This is a genomic window from Sphingomonas sp. (assembly GCF_019746015.1).
GTDB lineage: Bacteria > Pseudomonadota > Alphaproteobacteria > Sphingomonadales > Sphingomonadaceae > Sphingomonas.
In genome coordinates, this window is record NZ_JAIESM010000005.1 from 1 (window position 1) to 18706 (window position 18706).

General features: G+C 68.3%; 22 protein-coding genes and 1 pseudogene. 12 read left to right on the plus strand and 11 right to left on the minus strand.

The genetic code is table 11. The features are described from left to right. The 6 genes and pseudogenes from K2Y03_RS00310 to K2Y03_RS00335 form a co-directional block, all read left to right on the plus strand. Positions 1-588, plus strand: a pseudogene (locus K2Y03_RS00310) (helicase); the annotation flags it as partial. 4 nt (positions 589-592) lie between these two features. After that, positions 593-868 (plus strand): S4 domain-containing protein, encoded by a 276-nt coding sequence (locus K2Y03_RS00315; RefSeq protein WP_294087325.1) that lies wholly within the window; start codon positions 593-595, stop codon positions 866-868. A gap of 34 nt (positions 869-902) precedes the next feature. Continuing rightward, positions 903-1241: a ferredoxin FdxA gene (gene fdxA / locus K2Y03_RS00320; protein ID WP_294087326.1), complete on the plus strand. Its 339-nt coding sequence runs from the start codon at positions 903-905 to the stop codon at positions 1239-1241. 271 nt (positions 1242-1512) lie between these two features. Continuing rightward, entirely contained in the window at positions 1513-2052 is a 540-nt protein-coding gene (locus K2Y03_RS00325; RefSeq protein ID WP_294087327.1) for a CarD family transcriptional regulator, read from the plus strand. Between the two features lie 107 nt (positions 2053-2159). Beyond that, entirely contained in the window at positions 2160-2870 is a 711-nt protein-coding gene (locus tag K2Y03_RS00330) for a head GIN domain-containing protein (protein ID WP_294087328.1), read from the plus strand. A gap of 36 nt (positions 2871-2906) precedes the next feature. Further along, positions 2907-3620, plus strand: a complete 714-nt coding sequence (locus K2Y03_RS00335) for a head GIN domain-containing protein (RefSeq protein ID WP_294087329.1) — start codon at positions 2907-2909, stop codon at positions 3618-3620. Here K2Y03_RS00335 and K2Y03_RS00340 read toward each other — a convergent pair. Together K2Y03_RS00340 and mgtE are read right to left on the minus strand one after the other, a co-directional pair. Continuing rightward, positions 3600-4004, minus strand: coding sequence for a DUF1489 family protein (locus tag K2Y03_RS00340; RefSeq protein WP_294087330.1), 405 nt, complete (start codon positions 4002-4004; stop codon positions 3600-3602). The two genes, K2Y03_RS00335 and K2Y03_RS00340, sit on opposite strands and share 21 nt — an antisense overlap. Positions 4005-4014: 10 nt before the next feature. Continuing rightward, the gene (mgtE, locus tag K2Y03_RS00345) at positions 4015-5412 is read right to left on the minus strand and encodes a magnesium transporter (protein ID WP_294087331.1); all 1398 of its coding nucleotides are present in this window, start codon (positions 5410-5412) and stop codon (positions 4015-4017) included. Positions 5413-5539: 127 nt separating this feature from the next. On the opposite strand from mgtE, the gene K2Y03_RS00350 reads away from it, so the two are divergent. Continuing rightward, positions 5540-5992 (plus strand): peptidylprolyl isomerase, encoded by a 453-nt coding sequence (locus K2Y03_RS00350; RefSeq protein ID WP_294087332.1) that lies wholly within the window; start codon positions 5540-5542, stop codon positions 5990-5992. 8 nt (positions 5993-6000) lie between these two features. Here K2Y03_RS00350 and K2Y03_RS00355 read toward each other — a convergent pair whose 3' ends face one another. Then, a complete protein-coding gene (locus K2Y03_RS00355) occupies positions 6001-6672 on the minus strand; it encodes a queuosine precursor transporter (protein ID WP_294087333.1) in 672 nt (223 codons plus the stop codon). Between the two features lie 106 nt (positions 6673-6778). Between K2Y03_RS00355 and K2Y03_RS00360 the strand changes: the two genes are divergently transcribed. Genes K2Y03_RS00360 through K2Y03_RS00370 form a run of 3 tightly spaced genes read left to right on the plus strand, consistent with a single transcriptional unit; the run spans position 6779 to position 9486 of the window. Continuing rightward, positions 6779-8017, plus strand: a complete 1239-nt coding sequence (locus K2Y03_RS00360) for a nucleoside transporter C-terminal domain-containing protein (protein ID WP_294087334.1) — start codon at positions 6779-6781, stop codon at positions 8015-8017. Continuing rightward, positions 8014-8631 carry a TMEM175 family protein gene (locus tag K2Y03_RS00365; protein WP_294087335.1) on the plus strand — a complete coding sequence of 206 codons (618 nt, stop codon included), beginning with the start codon at positions 8014-8016 and terminating at the stop codon, positions 8629-8631. Before K2Y03_RS00360 ends, K2Y03_RS00365 begins: the two co-directional genes overlap by 4 nt. Before the next feature lie 48 nt (positions 8632-8679). Continuing rightward, positions 8680-9486 carry a MerR family transcriptional regulator gene (locus tag K2Y03_RS00370; RefSeq protein ID WP_294087336.1) on the plus strand — a complete coding sequence of 269 codons (807 nt, stop codon included), beginning with the start codon at positions 8680-8682 and terminating at the stop codon, positions 9484-9486. 23 nt (positions 9487-9509) lie between these two features. Here K2Y03_RS00370 and K2Y03_RS00375 read toward each other — a convergent pair whose 3' ends face one another. Further along, complete coding sequence (locus tag K2Y03_RS00375; protein ID WP_294087338.1) at positions 9510-10379, minus strand: 3-hydroxyacyl-CoA dehydrogenase NAD-binding domain-containing protein; 870 nt, start codon at positions 10377-10379, stop codon at positions 9510-9512. 62 nt (positions 10380-10441) lie between these two features. On the opposite strand from K2Y03_RS00375, the gene K2Y03_RS00380 reads away from it, so the two are divergent. After that, entirely contained in the window at positions 10442-11446 is a 1005-nt protein-coding gene (locus tag K2Y03_RS00380) for a DUF1176 domain-containing protein (protein ID WP_294087340.1), read from the plus strand. 159 nt (positions 11447-11605) lie between these two features. Here the strand turns inward: K2Y03_RS00380 and egtD are convergent, their stop codons facing one another. The 5 genes from egtD to gluQRS are packed head-to-tail and all read right to left on the minus strand — an operon-like array spanning position 11606 to position 15555. Continuing rightward, the gene (gene egtD / locus K2Y03_RS00385; RefSeq protein WP_294087342.1) at positions 11606-12583 is read right to left on the minus strand and encodes an L-histidine N(alpha)-methyltransferase; all 978 of its coding nucleotides are present in this window, start codon (positions 12581-12583) and stop codon (positions 11606-11608) included. Between the two features lie 13 nt (positions 12584-12596). Continuing rightward, positions 12597-13838: an ergothioneine biosynthesis protein EgtB gene (egtB, locus tag K2Y03_RS00390; RefSeq protein WP_294087344.1), complete on the minus strand. Its 1242-nt coding sequence runs from the start codon at positions 13836-13838 to the stop codon at positions 12597-12599. Between the two features lie 48 nt (positions 13839-13886). Next, entirely contained in the window at positions 13887-14456 is a 570-nt protein-coding gene (locus K2Y03_RS00395; RefSeq protein ID WP_294087345.1) for a cob(I)yrinic acid a,c-diamide adenosyltransferase, read from the minus strand. A 5-nt stretch (positions 14457-14461) separates the two neighbouring features. After that, on the minus strand, positions 14462-14692 hold the full coding sequence (locus K2Y03_RS00400; RefSeq protein WP_294087347.1) for an HIG1 domain-containing protein: 231 nt from the start codon (positions 14690-14692) through the stop codon (positions 14462-14464). Then, positions 14689-15555: a tRNA glutamyl-Q(34) synthetase GluQRS gene (gluQRS, locus tag K2Y03_RS00405; RefSeq protein WP_294087349.1), complete on the minus strand. Its 867-nt coding sequence runs from the start codon at positions 15553-15555 to the stop codon at positions 14689-14691. The genes K2Y03_RS00400 and gluQRS overlap by 4 nt, the downstream gene beginning before the upstream one ends. A gap of 129 nt (positions 15556-15684) precedes the next feature. Here gluQRS and K2Y03_RS00410 point away from each other — a divergent pair, with 129 nt between their 5' ends. After that, the gene (locus tag K2Y03_RS00410; protein WP_294087351.1) at positions 15685-16251 is read left to right on the plus strand and encodes an HNH endonuclease; all 567 of its coding nucleotides are present in this window, start codon (positions 15685-15687) and stop codon (positions 16249-16251) included. On the opposite strand, the gene K2Y03_RS00415 is transcribed toward K2Y03_RS00410, so the two are convergent. Next, positions 16224-16637 carry a thioesterase family protein gene (locus K2Y03_RS00415; RefSeq protein WP_294087353.1) on the minus strand — a complete coding sequence of 138 codons (414 nt, stop codon included), beginning with the start codon at positions 16635-16637 and terminating at the stop codon, positions 16224-16226. The two genes, K2Y03_RS00410 and K2Y03_RS00415, sit on opposite strands and share 28 nt — an antisense overlap. A gap of 2 nt (positions 16638-16639) precedes the next feature. Next, on the minus strand, positions 16640-18700 hold the full coding sequence (locus K2Y03_RS00420; RefSeq protein ID WP_294087355.1) for a S9 family peptidase: 2061 nt from the start codon (positions 18698-18700) through the stop codon (positions 16640-16642). Positions 18701-18706 lie beyond the last annotated feature (6 nt).

Genomic DNA, 18706 nt, shown 5'->3' on the forward strand with positions numbered 1-18706 from the left:
CCGCTCCGCGTGGTGGCGGCCGCGCTCGACGGCGGCGCCGGCATTGCCCCGCGCGCGCCGCTCGCCGACAGTGTCGATGCGCTGGGGCCGGCCGAGCGGCTGGCGCTGCGCCGGGCGGGCGTTACCATCGGCGCGCTCGACCTGTTCGTGCCCGCCCTGATGAAGCCGGCGGCGGCGCGCTGGCGGGCCGCGCTGATCGCTGCTGCTCGTGACGCGCCAATTGCGCCTGCGCCCCCGGTCAGCGCGGGCATTGCCCCGCGTGGCCAGCCGGTCGGCTCCCCCTGGCGCGATATCGGCCGCCAGTCGGTGCGCGTCGATCTGGTCGAGAAAGTCGCGCGCGCCGCACACGATGCCCGGCGCGGCGCGGCCCCGTGCGCACCCGACCCCGCGCTTGCCATCTCGATCGGGATGACGCCGGCCACGCTTGCCCGGCTGATGGCGCAGCTGAGCTTCGTGCCGGTGAAGGGCGAGGGCGCACCGCGCTGGCGCTGGCGGGGGCGCCCGGCGCGGGTGAAGCCGGCCGCCGCCCCCGCGCCGCGCGGCGCGCTCGCCATGGGCCTTGCCGAGCTGGTCACCCGCCGTGGATGAGGCGATGCGCCTCGACCGCTTCCTGTGGTTCGCGCGGCTTGCCCGCACCCGGGCGCTGGCCCAGGGCATGGCGCAGTCGGGCCAGCTGCGGCTCGACGGGCGGCGGGTGGAGCGCGCGCATCTGCCGGTGCGGATCGGCTCGGTCATCGCGATGGCGCGTGGCGGCCGGGTGGAAGTGGTGCAGGTGGCCGCGCTTCCGGTGCGGCGCGGCCCGCCGGCCGAGGCGCGCGCCTGCTACACCATGCTGACCGGGATTGACGGGCAGGCAGGGCCGCAATAGCTACACCCGATATGCTTACTTGGGGGAGCCGTTCATGACCTACGTCGTTACCGATGCCTGCATCCGCTGCAAGTATATGGATTGCGTCGAAGTCTGCCCGGTCGACTGTTTCTATGAGGGCGAGAACATGCTCGTCATCAACCCCAGCGAATGCATCGATTGCGGCGTGTGCGAGCCCGAATGCCCGGCCGAGGCGATTCTGCCCGATACCGAGGGCGGTCTCGAAAAATGGCTGGAACTGAACGCCACCCATTCGGCGCAGTGGCCCAATGTGACGCGCAAGCGCGAAGCCCCCGCCGATGCCGATGAGCATAAGGGTGAGGAAGGCAAGTTCGACAAGTATTTCTCGGCCAACCCGGGCCAGGGCGACTGATTGCATGACGTGGCGCGCTGCCCCGTTTTGGGGCGGCGCAACGGGGCCACACCCTGCGTATAAATACGCAATGCGATGCGGCGTGTTGCCGACATAAGGGTGGAAATTTTATTACGAGCGTGTTAAACGGACTCGTCGGAAGCGCGAACCCACACCGCCTTCCGCGTGGAGACTCACAGGTACAACCCCCGAATCGCCCGACCATCCTGTAAACCGGATCGTTGGCGCGCATGTTCATCGGGGAGCCCAGATCACGGAAAGGCTTAACGGAATGGCTGCCAAGGCGCTGTCCTTCGACGTCGGTGACTATGTTGTATATCCCAAGCACGGTGTCGGCCGTGTCGTAGAGCTTCAGCGCCAGGAAATCGCGGGCATGCAGTTGGAACTGTATGTGCTGCGCTTCGAAAAAGAGCGGATGACGCTGCGCGTGCCCACCAACAAGGCCGAAAGCGTCGGCATGCGCAAGCTGTCGTCGGACAAGACGCTGAAGGAAGCGCTCGAAACGCTGACCGGCAAGCCCAAGATCAAGCGCACCATGTGGTCGCGCCGCGCCCAGGAATATGAAGCGAAGATCAACTCGGGCGACCTGGTGTCGATCGCCGAAGTCGTGCGCGACCTGTTCCGTGCTGACGACCAGCCCGAGCAGAGCTATTCGGAGCGACAGATTTTCGAAGCGGCGGCGAGCCGGCTGGCCCGCGAACTGGCCGCGATGGAACAGACCGACGAGCCCAGCGCGCAGCAGAAGATCCTCGCGATCCTGCGCAAGGCGGCGGCCATCCATAACAAGGACAAGGAAGCCGTTCCCGCCTGACGCGCGGGCCGGCCCGGCATCCATGAAAAGGGGCGGCACCGACCGCCCCTTTTTTTCGGCTGTCCGATGGTGTAGTATCACCATAAATCACCATGGGAGAGCCGATGATGCGCCTGATCTTGCTTGCCGGGGCCGCCGCCCTGGTTGCCTTTTCCGCCAGCCCTTTTGCCGCAGTCGCCGGCCAGGCTGCCGCCAGCCGCAGCTATCCCGTAAGTGGCTTCACCGCTGTCGAGCTTGCCTCTTCGGACGATGTCGAGGTGCGGGTGGGGCCGGCCTTTTCGGTGCAGGCCGATGGGCCGGCCGAAATCCTTGACCGGCTGGTGATCGAGCGGCGCGGCGATGCGCTGTACATCGCGCGCAAGCCCGGCAAGAGCTGGAGCTGGTCGGGCAAGGGCGCGCGCGTCCACGTCACGATGCCGCGCATCGCGGCCGCGAAGCTCAGCGGATCGGGCGACATGAAGGTCGATCGCGTCGCGGGACCGCGTTTTGCCGCCGCGCTCTCGGGCTCGGGCGACCTGACCATCGCCGGGATGGCGGTGGACAAGGCCGACTTCGCGCTGGTCGGCTCGGGCGATGTGCGCGCCAGCGGCACCGCCGGGGAGATGAGTGCCGCGCTGAAAGGGTCGGGCGATCTCCGCCTCGGCGATCTGGTCGCGCGCAGGGCGCAGGTCGCGCTCAGCGGCTCGGGCGACATTGTCGCGCGGGTGGACGGGCCGGCACAGGTGGCTCTCGCCGGATCGGGCGACGTCGATCTGGGGCCGGGCGCGCAGTGCCAGACCATCAAGGCCGGCTCCGGCTCGGTTCGCTGCGGCAAATAGCTTGCGTTCGCCGCGCCGCCGGGCGACGGTTGCGCCATGCGGTGGCTGCTCCTGATCCTTGCCTGTGCGCCCTGGCCCGCGCTCGCCGCCGAACGGCGCTATTCGGTCAGCAGTTTCGAGCGCATCCGGGTGGAGGGGCCCTTCGAGGTGAAGGTGACGGCGGGCCAGGCCCCGTCCGGCCGGGCGGTCGCCGATCAGCAGACGCTCGACCTGATCCAGCTTGACGTTCAGGGCGGCACGCTGGTCGTGCGCCTGTCGGGCGCGGGCTGGGGGGAAACGCCCAAGATGCGCCGGATCGCGCCGGTCATCACGCTGACGACGCATGATCTGCGCTCGGCCGTGGTGCGCGCGGGCGGCAAGCTGACGGTCAGCGGCGCGGCCGGCCAGCGGGTCGATCTGGCGGTGAACGGGGCCGGCATGTTGACGGCGGACCGGATCAGCGCCGACCAGCTGCTCGCCACCGTCATCGGCGCCGGCTCGATGACGCTGGCCGGCAAGGCGCAGCGCGCGCAATTGCTGAGCAACGGCACCGGCCTGATCGATGCCGCCGCGCTCGCCGTCAACGATCTGGTCGTCCGGCAGGAGGGGAGCGGCGAAACCCGCGCCCAGGCCCGCTATGCCGCGCAGGTGACCACCAACGGCCTCGGCTCGGTCGATGTCGCCGGCAACCCGGCCTGCACGGTAAAGGCGATGGCCGGCGGCCCGGTGCGCTGCGGCGGCCCGGCGGCGCTAGATCAGCCCAAGCGCTGACAGATCGCCGGCAAGCGCGGCCGGCAGCGCCGCACCATCGGCGGCAAGGGCGGTGTCCAGATCGGGCGGCGCATCGGCCGCCTCCAGATAGCGCCAGCCCTGATGCGCGCGCCGTGGCTGCGGCACCACGCGCACCGTCGGGCTGCCGAGCAGGATCGACACCCGGCCCCCGTCCGCCTCGCCAAAGCCGGTGATCGGGGAGCGCGCGATCAGCTGATGCTTCAAAATCCAGAACAGCGAGCCCAGCCCTGAAATTTCCTCATGTCTTTTAGGAAGATAGCGGGTGGTGAGCGCCAGCTGGCCGGTCGCGGAACGGCGTTCCAACGCATCCACGAGACTGTCTAGTGACTCCGCGCCGAACGCGACCTTGGTCAGGTGCAGCATGGCGGCGCCCTCAGCCGACCAGCCCGCTTGCCGCCGCCAGCCCCAGAAAGATGAAAAAGCCCATCGAATCGGTCGTCATCGTCACGAAAATCGACGAGGCGACCGCCGGGTCTGCGCCGGTGCGCTCCAGCACGATCGGCACCGCGACGCCCGCCAGCCCGGCAACCACGATATTGGCCAGCATCGCCGCCGCGATCACCCCGCCCAGATGCGGGTTCTGGAACACCAGCCCCACTCCCAGCCCGATGATCAGCGCAATCGTGGCGCCGTTCAGCACCGCCACGCGCAACTCGCGCAGGATGCTGCGCACCGTGTTCGACCGGGTCAGCTGGTTGGTGGCCAGCGCGCGCACCGTCACCGCCATCGTCTGCGTGCCGGCATTGCCGCCCACCCCGGCGACGATCGGCATCAATGTCGCCAGCGCCACGAACTTGGCGATCGTCCCCTCGAACAGCGCGATGATCGACGAGGCCAGCATCGCGGTGAACAGGTTCGAGATCAGCCAGCGCACGCGGGCGCGGTAACTGTCCAGCACCGGCTCGTTGATGTCGCCATCGCCCGCGCCCGACAGGCGCAGAATGTCCTCGCCGGCTTCCTGGCTGATGATGTGGACGATGTCGTCGACCGTGATCATCCCCACCAGCCGCCCGCCCGCATCGACCACGGCAGCCGAGATCAGCGCATATTTCTGGAAGCGGAGAGCCACTTCCTCCTGGTCCATGTCGACCGGGATCAGCGTCTGCTCGCGGCGCATCACGTCGCCGACCGAGACGATGCGCGGCGTGCGCATGATCCAGCTCAGGTGGCACGCGCCGATCGGCTTGTGCTGCGGATCGACGACGAACACTTCCCAGAAATCGGTGGTCAGCGTGTCGTTGCCGCGCAGATAATCGAGCACGTCGCCCACCGTCCAATGCTCGGGCACCGCGATCAGCTCGCGCTGCATCAGGCGGCCGGCCGATTCCTCCGGATAAGACAGCGCCTCCTCGATGGCGGCGCGGTCATCGGGGTCGAGCGCGCGCAGCACCTCGCGCTGCTCGTCGGCGTCCAGGTCCTCGATGATGGCGACGGCGTCGTCGGTGTCGAGCTCGGCGGCGATGTCGGCCACCTGGGCAGGGTCGAGATCGTCGATCAGCCCTTCGCGGACATAATCGTTCATCTCGGCGAACACGTCGCCGTCAAGCTGGTCGCCCAGCGCCGTTGCCAGCGCGGCGCGGCTGTCCGCCGGGGTCAGCTCGAACAGGTCGGCGAGGTCGGCGGGGTGGAGCGGCTCGGTCAGCGCGCGCGCGGCACCCGCATCGCCGCGATCGACGGCGGCGAGCACGGCGCTCACAAATTCGGGCGTCAGCCGGTCGTCCTCGTCCAGCTGGCGCGGGGGTTCGGGCGTGTTCACGTCGCTCCCGCTCATTGCCAACCTCCCGTCCACCGGCCGCCTCTGCCCTTACCCGTGCCGCGCTCCCTTGCCAATCATTTGCGCTTGCGCCGGTGCATCGCTAGGGCGGCGCGCAGCACATCACTTCCAAGGACCTGCGCCGATGACCGATTTCACCACGCTCACCTTCACGCTGGAAACCGGCGACGTCACCATCCGCCTGCGCCCCGATCTGGCGCCGGGCCATGTCGAGCGGATTGCGACGCTGGCCAATGACGGTTTCTATGACGGCGTCGTGTTCCACCGCGTGATCGACGGCTTCATGGCGCAGGGCGGCGACCCGACCGGGCGCGGCACCGGCGGCTCGAAGCTGCCGGACCTGAAGGCCGAGTTCAGCCGCGAGCCGCATGTGCGCGGCGTCTGCTCGATGGCGCGCACCAGCGATCCGAACAGCGCCAACAGCCAGTTCTTCATCTGCTTCGACGATGCCCGCTTCCTCGACGGGCAATATACCGTGTGGGGCGAAGTGACCGAGGGCATGGAGCATGTCGACGCGCTGCCCAAGGGCGAGCCGCCGCGCAGCCCAGGCAAGATCGTGAAGGCGCGCGCCGAATAAGCGCGCGGTCAGCGTTCGGGCGCGCGGTCCAGCCAGCGCCCGAACGCGACGAAGCCGGTGATCAGCACCGGCACCAGCACCACCGACAGCACCACCTTGGTCAGCATCTGGCCGCCCATCAGCGCCAGGATCGGCCGGTCGCCGTAAAAGGCGATGGTGATGAACAGGACCGTGTCGATCACCTGCGAGGCGATGCTGGCGATCATCCCGCGCAGCCACAGCGCGCGCGCTGCGCCCGATGCGCCGCGCAGCCGGTCGAACACCAGCACGTTCAGCGTCTGCGACAGGCCATAGGAAATAAAGCCCGCGATCATCAGCCGCGCGGTGCTGCCGACAACGATCGGGAAGGCGGCGATCGCCGGCGGATACATGGCCGGGTCGTGCGGCAGGCGGATGACCAACTGAATGAGCAGGGTGGAGGCGAGCAGCGGCACGAAGCCCAGCCGCACCAGCAGCGTGCCCATCGCCTGGCCGTGCAGCTCCGCCACCGCGCTCGACATCACCACCAGCAGCAGAAAGGCGAACACGCCCGCTTCCACCGCCAGCGGGCCGAGCGCGACCTGCTTCACCCCCAGCACCCCGGCAATGCACACCATGCCGCCATAGAAAATGGCATAGAAGAACAGCGACCGGGCAAGGAGGGGCGGGGCGGCGGCTGCCGTCGGCTGGGAATGGTCCATCGCGATACTGCTAGCGCGAAACCGCGCCGGCGCAAATGGCCGCCCCACTGGCACGATGGCGCGCGGCGTGTATGGTGCCCGCCGGTTGGCTGAACAGGGGCAGGGCATGGACCGTTATGTGACCGGTTTTCTGGGGATCGCCCTGATTCTGGGCATCGCGGTGCTGCTGTCGGCAGACCGGCGCGCGATCCGGCTGCGCGTGGTGGGCGCGGCATTCGCGCTGCAGGCGGCGATTGCCGTGCTGGTGCTCTATGTGCCCGCCGGCAAGGCCGCGATCGAGGGGCTGGCGAACGGCGTCTCGGCACTGCTCGGCTATGCGGGCGAAGGCACCAAGGTGATTTTCGGGCCGCTCGCGACCGACCCCAAGTTCGGCGTGGCCTTTGCCATTTCGGCGCTGCCGGTGATCATCTTCTTCGCCGCGCTCGTCTCGGTGCTCTATCATGTCGGCATCATGCAGCTCATCGTGCGCTGGCTGGGCGGCGCGATCGAGCGCGTGGTGGGCGTGTCGAAGGTGGAAAGCCTGTGCGCGGCCGCCAACATCTTCGTCGGGCAGAGCGAGGCGCCGCTCGTCATCCGCCCCTATCTCGCCGATCTCAGCCCGTCGCAGATGTTCGCGGTGATGTCGGTCGGCATGGCGGGCGTCGCGGGCACCATCTTGGCGGCCTATGCCGCGCTGCTCGGGCCGACGGCGCTGCCCTATCTGCTCGCCGCGTCGTTCATGTCGGCGCCGGGCGGGCTGCTGATGGCCAAGATCATCATGCCGGACGCGCGCGCGGTGCTGGCCGGCGAGGATGAGGCGATCCGCGCCGTCGACATGGCGCAGGAGGAGCGCGCCGACAACATCATCATGGCCGCTGCCATGGGCGCGCAGACCGGCGTGAAGATCGCGGTGGCTGTGGCGGCGATGGTGCTGGCGTTCGTGTCGCTGGTGGCGCTGGCCAATGGCCTGCTGGGCGCGGCCGGCACCGCGCTCGGCGTGCCAGGGCTCAGCTTTCAGGGCGTGCTGGGCACGGTCCTGGCGCCCGTTGCCTATCTGATCGGCATTCCCTGGGGCGAGGCGGCGACGGCGGGCGGGCTGCTGGGCACCAAGGTGGTGCTGAACGAATTCGTTGCCTTTGCCGATCTGGGCCGGGCGAGCGGCCTGTCGCCGCGCTCGACCGCGATCGTCACCTTTGCGCTGTGCGGCTTTGCCAATTTCAGCTCGATCGCAATCCAGATGGCCTCTGCCGGCAGCCTGGCGCCCAACCAGCGCGCGGTGATCGCGCGGCTGGGCATTCGTGCGCTGATCTCGGGCAGCCTGGCCAATCTGATGTCGGCGGCGCTGGCCGGGCTGCTGCTGCCATGAGCGGCGGCGCCGGGCCGGAGCACCGGCTGGAACGGCTGATCTTCTTTTCCGATGCGGTATTCGCCATCGCGATCACGCTGTTGGTGATCGAACTGCATGTGCCGCACGTCGAGCCGGGGGCGGGCGATGCCGCCTTCATCAACGCGCTGTTGCGGATGATCCCCAATTTTCTGGGCTTCATCGTCAGCTTCTTCGTCATCGGGGCGTTCTGGGCGGGGCATCACCGCGCCTTTTCCTGCGCGGCGCACTGGTCGGACGGGTTGCTCGGCCCCAATATCGTGATGCTGTTCACGATCGCGGCAATGCCCTTCTTCACGGCCTATGCCAGCGCCTATAATGATGTGCGCGTGCCGACGGTGGCCTATTGCGGCTGGCTGTTGCTGACCGCGCTGTGCAATCTGCGGCTGCAGCGGCTGGCGACCGCGCCGCCGGTGGTGGATGCGACCATGCCCGCCGCGCGCCTCACGGCAGTGCGGCAGCGCGGCCTGTCGACAGTGCTGGGCGCGGCGACCGGGCTGATCGTGGCGCTGTTCGCCAACCATCCGCTGCTCGGCCAGGTTGCGCTGCTCACCATCCCGATGTGGCGGCTGGTTCTGGGCCGGATCGGCTCTTAGAAAAAAAGCGCTTGAAGCTGACCCAGCGTCAACCGCTACACCGGCTTCATGAAGACAATCGACATTGCCGAGGTGGCGCGGACCACCGGCCTTTCCGCCCGGGCACTGCGCTTTTACGAGGCGCGCGGGCTGGTCTGCCCGTTGCGCACTGCGTCCGGCCGGCGGGTTTATGGCGCGGGCGAGCTGGAGCGGCTGCACCAGCTGATCGCGCTGAAGCGGGCGGGCCTCAGCCTTGCCCAGATCAAGGCGCTGTTCGACCGGCGGCCGATCGATCTTGCTGCGCTGCTGCAGCTGCAGCTCGACGCGGTCGAGGCTGAAGCGACGGCAATTGCCGAACGCCGCGCAATCCTGGTTTCTACCCTGTCCCGCATCGATCGCGGCGAGCCGATCGACGCTGCGACCCTGTGCTCGCTGATCCGATCGGGAGACCGAATCATGACCGAAGAAGCAGCAAAGTGGAAAGACATTACCGACCGTTACATGAGCGAGGAGGCCAAGGCCGATTTCGCCCGCAAGCTCCCCGAAATGGGCGATTCGTTCAGCCAGGCCGATTATGGCGCGCGGTGGAAGGATCTGGGCACGCGGATCAAGGCGGCGATGCCGATGGACCCGGCCAGCGACGCCGCGCTTGGTTTCGTGCGCGAATGGGCGGCACTGCTCGAACCCTTTGCCCGGGTGGCGACCCCGGCGATGTGGCAGGGGTCGCAGCGCATGTACGCCAACATGGCCGACTGGGAGGGCGAGGCCGACCCCGGCTTTGACGCCAGCGTGATGGCGTTCATCCAGCAGGCGGCCACCGCGGCCAAGGCGGCGGGGCATGATCTGGGGCCGCTGGGCGCCGCGCCGAAAGGCTGACGGCGCCCGCCCGTGCCGGCGGCTCAGCGCGTCGGCACGGGCTCCGCGCCCGAATAGTCATAGAAGCCGCGCTTGGTCTTGCGGCCCAGCCAGCCCGCCTCGACATATTTGACGAGCAGCGGCGCCGGGCGGAATTTGGGGTCGCCCGTCCCCTCGAACAGCACGCGGATGATTTCGAGGCAGGTGTCGAGGCCGATGAAATCGGCGAGCGTCAGCGGCCCCATCGGGTGGTTGAGGCCAAGGCGGCAGGCGGTATCGATATCGCGCATATTGGCCACCCCTTCGCCGAGTGCAAAGCAGGCCTCGTTCAGCATCGGCATCAGCACGCGGTTGACGATGAAGCCCGGCGCGTCATTGGCGTGGACGATTTCCTTGCCCAGCGACCGGCCGAAAGCTTCCACCGCCGCAACCGTTTCGTCGGCCGTGGCGAGGCCCCGGATCACTTCGATCAGCCCCATCACCGGCACCGGATTGAAGAAATGCACGCCGATGAAGCGCGCCGGGTCGGGGGCCGCCTGCGCGAGCCGGGTGATCGGAATCGACGAGGTGTTGGTGGCCAGCAGCGCGCCCGGCGACAGCACCGCGCCGACCTCTGCAAAGATCGCGCGCTTGATCGCTTCGCGCTCGGTCGCCGCCTCGATCACCAGGTCGCATGGCGCCATCGCGGCGAGCGTCGCGACCGGCTCGATCAGCGCCAGTGCCGCCTCGCTTGCGGCCGCTGCCAGCTTGCCCTTTTCCACCAGCCGCGCCAGCCCGCGCGCGATGCCGGCCTTGCCCGCCTCCGCCCGCGCCAGATCAACGTCCGACATCAGCACGCGATAGCCGGCCTGCGCCGCCACCTGCGCGATGCCGGCGCCCATCTGCCCCGCGCCGATTACGCCAATCGTCTTCATGCTCTTTCTCCCCTGATTGGGTCGTGATGGAGTAATTCCAGCAAATCCCGTATATTAAGCGCATGCCGAGTCTCGCCCTGCTTGCTGCTGTCGCGCTATCGGCGCCTCAGCCCGGAGATATCAAGAGTTTTGGCGACTGGAGCGTGGGGTGCGACAATGGCTGGGCGTGCCAGCTGGTGTCGCTGGTGCCCGAGGATGAGGCCGATACCGTGCTGTTCGCGCGGGCGGTTGTCTCGGTATCGCCGGGGCCGGAACCCGATGTCGCGATCGACCTGACGCTGGAGCCGCTGCCCGATGGCGCGTTGACGCTGGTGGTCGACGGCAAGGCACTGGCCGAGGTGGCACGGCGCCAGGGCACGCTCAGCGTCGCCGGCACGGCCGCCCGCGCAGTGCTGGCGGCCGCCGTCAATGGCCGGATGCTTGAGCTGTGGCGGAGCGGCAAGCCGGTGGCGGCGGTGTCGCTGCGCGGCTCGGCGGCGGCGCTGCGCTATGTCGATGAGCAGCAGCGCCGCGCGGGCACGGCCGGCGCCTTTGTCGCGCGCGGGGCGGCACCGGCCAGCGCGATTCCCACCGCCCCTGCGCTGCCCGACGTGCCGCGTGCCGCGCTGGCCGAGCGCGCGATCGAGGACCCGAGCGGCGCGATTGCCAATGGCCTGCGCCGCTTTGCCGGCTGCGATGACATCGACAGCGGCGCCGACAACGCGCTCCACGCCGTTGCGCTCGACGGGCGCGCGCTGCTGGTGCTCGTGCCGTGCGGCAGCGGCGCCTACAATGCCAGCTTCGTGCCGCTGATCACCGCCGGCGGCACCACGGCGCTGGCCACCTTCGACCTGAAGCCCGATGACGACGGGCAGGGCCGGCCGCTGCTGATGAACGCCGATTGGGACGCGAAGACCGGCACGCTGAGCAGCTATTACAAGGGCCGGGGGCTGGGCGATTGCGGGGCCGCGCGCAATTATGTGTGGGACGGCACGCGCTTCCGCCTGGTCGAGGCGCGCGGCATGAATGAATGTCGCGGCGCGGCCGACTGGATCACCATCTGGCGCGCGACGCCCAAGCCGCGTTAGCTGTGGTTTGAAGCCTTGGCGGCGCCGGCCCGCTCCCCCACCCGGCCTCCCACGAGTGTATCCTGATGGGAGGCCGTCGGGGTCCCCACAAAGTAGTACTTTGTGGGGTGCCCCGGGTGGGGGAGCGGGCCGGCGCGGCTTCAGTGAAACAAAAACCGCTCAGGGAGCACTGCGCGCCGGTTGCGCCTCTGCCAGCAGCACCGCGAACCGGTCGTCCGGGTCGGTCCATTCGTCGAGCGGGGTCCATCCCCCCGCCGTCAGCAGCAGCCGGGCCGAGCGCGCATCATATTTGTGGCTGTTCTCGGTGTGAATCGTCTCGCCCGCCGCCATGGCGAAGGGCTGGCCCGCGACCGTGAAGGCGATGTCGCGCATCGCCTCCAGATGCATTTCGATCCGTGCGAGCGGCTCGTTCCAGCGCGCGACATGGCGCAGCGCGTCGAGCGGCACGGTGCCGCCCAGCTCGCGGTTGATGCGAGCGATCAGGTTCAGGTTGAACGCCGCCGTGGTGCCGTCGGCATCGTCATAGGCGGCAAGCAGCTGGTCGACGGGCTTCACCCGGTCCATCCCGATCACCAGCATCGCGCCCGTGCCCAGCGACGCGCGCATCATCCGCAGCAGATCGATCGCATAGCCTGGCGTCATGTTGCCGATCGTCGAGCCCGGAAAAAAGCCCAGCTTGGGCAGGCCGGCAATCGATGCGGGAAGCGCGACCCCGGTCATGAAATCAGCCGCCACCGGCAGCACCGGAAGGCCCGGAAAATCAGCGGCGAGGGCGGCGGCCGACACGCTCAGAAACTCCGCCGAAATGTCGATCGGCACATAGGCGGCCGGCGCCACCGCGCGCAGCAACAGCGGCGTCTTCACCGCCGCCCCTGCACCAAACTCCACCACCGCGCGTCCCTCGCCGACGCGCGCGGCGATGCGTGTGCCGGCGTCGCGCAGAATGCCGGTTTCGGTGCGCGTCAGATAATATTCGGGCAGGCGGGTGATCGCCTCGAACAGCTCCGATCCCCGCCGGTCATAAAACCAGCGCGCGGGGATGGCGCGCGGGCGCGCGGCAAGCCCCGCCAGCACGTCGGCGCGGAACGCCCGGTCGGTGACGGCGGCAGGACAGTCCTGCTCCTCGGGCTTCAGCATGGCGTCCCCCTTGTCAGCGGCCGTCGCGGGCCAGGCGTAGTCCGGTGAACTGCCAGCGCTGCCACGGATAGAAGAAATTGCGGTAGCTGGCGCGCAGATGGCCGCGCGGCGTGGCGCAGGAACCGCCGCGCAGCACGAACTGCCCGTTCATGAACTTGCCATTATACTCGCCAACCGCGCCTTCGGTTACGCGAAAGCCGGGATAGGGCCGAAAGGCAGAGCCGGTCCATTCCCAGACATCGCCGAAAAAGCCGTCCCCGGCCTGCGGGCTGACCGGGCCGGCGCGGTCGAGCTGGGTGCCGCTGAGCGGATCGGCGCCGGCGGCGGCCACTTCCCATTCCGCCTCGGTCGGCAGCCGCGCCCCCGCCCAGCTGGCATAGGCGTCCGCCTCATAGAAGCTGACATGGGTAACTGGCGCTGCCGGATGGAGCACGCGCCGGCCGGCGAGCGTGAAGCCGGTCCACGCGCCTTCATCGCGCCGCCAGTAGAGCGGCGCCTCGATCGCTTCGGCCTGCACCCAGGCCCAGCCGTCGGACAGCCAGTGCTGCGCGTCGCGATAGCCGCCATCGGCGATGAAATCGGCCCAGTCGCCATTGCTCACCGGCCGGCTGGCGATGGCGAAGGGATCGAGCCAGTGCCGGTGGCGCGGCCCTTCGGCGTCAAAGGCAAAGCCGTCGCCCTCATGCCCCGTCTCAACCAGCCCGCCCTCATGCGCGATCCAGCCGAGCGCTGCGGGCGGGGCGTGGTGCGCGGGGGCGGCGGGCCACAGCGCGGGCTCCAGCGGGTTCTGCGCGAACAGGTGCAGGATATCGGTCAGCAGCAGTTCCTGATGCTGTTCCTCATGGTGGCAGCCAAGCTCCACCAGCGGCAGCACCGATGCCGGCAGCCGGGGCAGCGCGTCGGCGACTGCCGCCGTCACTGCGGCGCGATAGGCCAGCACCTCAGCGAGCGACGGCCGGGTGATCAACCCGCGCCGCGCGCGCGCATGGCGCGGTCCTTCGGCCTCATAATAGCTGTTGAACAGAAACGGATAGCGCGCGTCGTGCAGGGTATAACCGGGCACATGGTCGCGCAGGATGAAGGTTTCGAAAAACCAGCTGGTGTGCGCCAGATGCCATTTGGCGGGCGAGGCATCGGGCATCGACTGGACGCTGGCATCGGCGTCGGACAGCGGCGCGGCCAGCGCCTCGGTCAGCGCGCGGACATGGGCGAGCCGGGCGCCCAGCCGCTCAACCTCGAAACGCGGCGCAAGCATGGGCGATTCCCCTTTGGGCAGGCGGTGGCGTTGATCGGTGACCGCCCCTTAACGCGAGGCGCCAGGTACCCATAGCACGTCGCCGGCCGCGCGATTGGCATCGCGGGCGGCAACGAATAGATAATCGGATAAACGGTTTAAATAGGCAAGCGCTGCCGGGTTGATGGGCATGGCGCGCGCGGCGTGCACCGCCGCCCGCTCCGCTCGGCGACAGATGGTGCGCGCCAGATGCAGCGCCGCCGCCGCCGCGCTGCCGCCCGGCAGGATGAAGCTGGTCAGCGCCGGCAGCGTGTCGTTCATCGCGTCAAGCGCGGTTTCCAGCCAGCTGACCTGGGCCGGCACGATGCGCAGCGCCATGTCGCCGGGGGCGAAGTCATCGCCAGGCGTGGCCAGATCGGCGCCCAGGTCGAACAGGTCGTTCTGAATGCGGCGGAGTTCGCCGGCGCGGTCGCTATCCGCGCCCAGCGCGATGATGGCGAACCCGATCGCGGCGTTCAGCTCGTCGACATCGCCCATCGCGGCCAGCCGGGCATCGTCCTTCGCCACGCGGCTGCCATCGACCAGCCCCGTGTCGCCCGCGTCGCCGGTGCGCGTGTAGATGCGGTTCAGCCGAACCAAAAAGCTCAGGCGCCCCGGCCGAAGAACAGCAGCAGCACCGTCGCCAGCAAAATGGCGATTGCCTGGAAGAAGATGCGTCCCTGCATCATGCGGTTCGATTTCATGCCCGCAACGCTTGGGCCGGTGCCTTCCAGATCGGCCTTGGTGGTGGCAAGGAACACGACGATGCCGCGCACGAGCATCACCAGCGTTGCGATCGTCGCCGCGATCAGCAGCAGCCAGAGGAAAATAATCATAGCGGTAATGTAGGCGCTTTGGTCGCGGCTGCCAATGGCCCGAAGCCCCGCAATGTTGCGGCCAGCGCCTGCCCGTCCTCGCCGCGCCGCCGCCGCTCGCCCAGCCGGGCGGCGCCGTCGCGCTTGGCGAGCCGCCGCCCCGCGCCATCGGTGATGAGCGCATGATGGTGGTAGCGCGGTACCGGCAGCCCAAGCAGCGCCTGCAGCAGCCGGTGGATGTCGGTCGCGCCGAACAGGTCGACGCCGCGGATGACATCGCTCACGCCCATTGCCGCATCATCGACCGTTGCCGCCAGATGATAGCTGGCGGGCGCATCCTTGCGCGCCAGCACAACATCGCCGTGCTGCGCCGGGGCGGCGGCCACGGATCCTGCAAAGCCGTCCTGCCAGCTGAGCGGGCCGGTGCGCGCGGTGGCGGCGGCCATGTCGAGCCGCCAGGCATGCGGCTCGCCCAGCCGCGCGGCGCGTTCGGCGGCGGACAGGTGGCGACAGGTGCCGGGATAGAGCGCGCCTGCCCCGGCATGCGGCGCGCTAAGGCTCGCTGCCACCTCGCGCGCAATCTCGGCCCGCGTGCAGAAACAGGGATAGACCAGGTCCATCGCCCTAAGCCGGTCGAGAGCTGCCTGATAATCAGCCAGCCGCGCCGACTGGAAGAACAGCGCGTCCCAGCTCAGCCCCAGCCAGGCGAGATCGGCGAGAATGTCGTCGACATGCTCCGCCCGGCTGCGCGTGCCGTCGATATCCTCGATCCTCAGGATGAAACGGCCGCCGGCCGCGCGCGCGGCATCATGCGCCAGGATCGCCGACCAGCCATGGCCCAGATGCAGCCCGCCGGTCGGGCTGGGGGCAAAACGTGTGATCATCGCCACACTTCGCCGCCCGCAAGGACTCGGCCCGTCGCGGCGCAACCCGGCCATTGACCACGAGTCGCGGCTAATGTCATCATGGCGTCATCCTCTTCGGCGAAAGCGACCGGGGAGAAGGGAGCGGCCATGTATCATCCCGATCTGATCCGGCATCCGGACAGTTGCCCGGCGCTGGTGCTGAATGCAGATTATACGCCACTAAGTTACTACCCCTTGAGCGTGTGGCCGTGGCAGACGGCAATCAAGGCGGTGTTTCTCGACCGGGTCGACATTGTCGCTTATTACGAGCGCGAAGTGCGAAGTCCCAGTCACCGATTGAAACTGCCCTCGGTGATTGCCCTGAAACAATTTGTCAGACCCTCTCAATTCCCTGCCTTCACCCGCTTCAACCTGTTCCTGCGCGACCGTTTTGAGTGCCAATATTGCGGCTCCGGGCGCGACCTCACCTTCGATCACGTCATTCCCCGCGCCCAACAGGGGCGCACCACCTGGGAAAATGTCGTCACCGCCTGCGCGCCGTGCAACCTGAAAAAGGGCGGGCGCACGCCCAAACAGGCCAATATGCCGCTGTGCTATCCGCCGATCCGCCCGACCAGCTGGCAGCTGCAGGAACATGGCCGGCGCTTCCCGCCCAATTACCTGCACGAAACCTGGCATGACTGGCTTTACTGGGACGTCGAGCTGGAAGCCTGATCGCGGAACCGCGCGGCGAGTTCCGGCCGCACGCGCATCAGCCGGCCGCTCGCCCGGTCGAGCAGCGCCCAGGTGGTGACACCTTCCACCTTCACCCGGCCATCGGCGCCGACGAAGCGGAAGCTGCGGTCGAACCGCGCACCATAGGGGTCGCCCGGCACCCAGGTTTCGCCCGTCACCACGGCGCCGGGGCCGATATTGCCGCGATAATCGATGGCGTGGCGCGTCACCACCCAGACCATCGCCGCCTGCTCCTCAGCGGTCGCCAGCGCCTGCCAGTGGGCGACCGCCAGTTCCTGGATCCAGCGCACCCAGACCGCGTTGTTGACATGGCCCAGCTCGTCAATATCGGCAGGGTCTGCGGTGAACTGGCGCGTGAAAGCCACGGTCAGCCCTCCACCCCCAATTGCCACAGCACAAAGGCATGTTCCTCGGCCCCTTCGCGCAGGCTGTCGAACCGGCCGGACTTGCCGCCATGCCCGGCGCCCATATTGGTCTTCAGCAGCAGGAGATTGTCGTCGGTCTTGGTCGCGCGCAGCCGCGCGGCCCATTTCGCCGGCTCCCAATAGGTGACGCGCGGATCGTTGAGCCCGCCCGAAATGAACAGCGGCGGATAGGCCTGGGCGCGCACATTGTCATAGGGGCTGTAGCTGCGGATGAGCGCAAAGGCGGCCGGGTCTTCGACCGGGTTGCCCCATTCGGGCCATTCGCCCGGCGTCAGCGGCAGCGACGCATCCATCATCGTGTTCAGCACATCGACAAAGGGCACATCGGCAATCACCGCGCCCCACAGTTCGGGGTCGCTGTTGACCACCGCGCCCATCAGCTCGCCGCCCGCCGAGCGCCCGGCAATCGCGATGCGCCCCGCGCTGGTCCAGTTGTCCGCGATCAGCGCGCGGGCGACATCGACAAAGTCGTTGAAGGTGTTGGTGCGCTTGTCGAGCTTGCCGTCCAGATACCATTGCTGGCCCAGATCGTCGCCGCCGCGGATATGCGCGATGGCATAGGCAAAACCCCGGTCGAGCAGGGACAGCCGCCCGGTCGAAAAGCCAGGCGGGATCGCATAGCCATAAGCGCCGTACGCATAGAGGAACAGCGGGCGCGAGCCGTCGCGCGGGAAATCGCGGGGGTAAACGATGGAGACGGGCACCATCGTCCCGTCGCGCGCGGCGATCTTCAGCCGCTCGGTCGCATAGCGCGACGCGTCATAGCCGCTGGGGATCTGCTGGACCTTGCGCACCTCCAGCCGGTCTTCGCCGACATGATAGTCATAGACGGTGCCGGGCGTGACCATCGATTCATAGCCCAGCCGCAGCACGTCGACCGCATATTCGGGATTGTCGCCTAGGCCGGCGGCATAGCTTGCCTCGGGGAAGGTGATGCGCTTGGGCGCGCCGCCCTCGTACCGGTGGAGCGCGATCTGGTCGAGCCCGTCCTCGCGCCCTTCGACGACATAGAAATCGCGGAACAGGCTGACCCCGGTCATGTAGAAATGGTCCGACGGGGGAATCAGCTCGTCCCACTGGTCGGGCGTGTCGAGCCGGGCGGTGCACAGGCGGAAATTGGGGTGGGTGTCGTTGGTGTGGATGAACAGCTGCCCGTCGCGCACATCGACATCATATTCCCGGCCCGGCAGCCGCGCGGCGACGAGCTTGAGCGGCGCCAGCGGGTCGGCGGCGGGGAGCAGATAGACCTCGCTCGTCACATGATCGCCGGTTGCGATCACCAGCCATTGCCGGTCGCTGGTTTCAGCCAGGCCGACACGGAACCCCTCATCGGCTTCCTTGAACAGTTCGACATCGTCAGCCGGATCGGTGCCCAGCCGGTGCAGCCGGGCATTGTCGGTGCGCCACTGGTCGTTGGCGAGGCCGTAGAGAAAGCCGCTGTCATCGGCCGTCCACACGATTTCGGACAAGGTGCCGGCAATCACTTCGGGCAGATGCGCGCCCGTCTCCAGATTCTTCACGCGCAGTTCGAACCGTTCCGAGCCATTGTCGTCGATCGCATAGGCGAGCAGCCGGCCATCGTTGCTGACCGCCAGCGCGCCCAGCCGGAAATACTCCTTGCCCTCCGCCAGTGCCGGCTCCTCAAGGATCAGCTGGTCGGCACCGCCGCTGACCGGGCGGCGCCACCATTGGCGATATTGCCCGCCGGTTTCGAACGCGGTCCAATATTCCCAGTCGCCATCCTTTTGCGGGACCGAGGCATCGTCTTCCTTGATGCGGCCGCGCATCTCTTCATACAGCCGCTCGACCAGCGGCTGATGCGGCGCCATCACCGTTTCGAAATAGGCGTTTTCGGCGTTGAGATAGTCCAGCACCTCGGCATCGGTGACGCTGGGATAGCCGGGGTCGCGCAGCCAGGCATAGGGATCGTCGATGGTCTGGCCATGGGCGGTCAACTGATGCGGGCGGCGGGCGGCAACGGGCGGGGCGGGATGATGAGCCATGCCGGC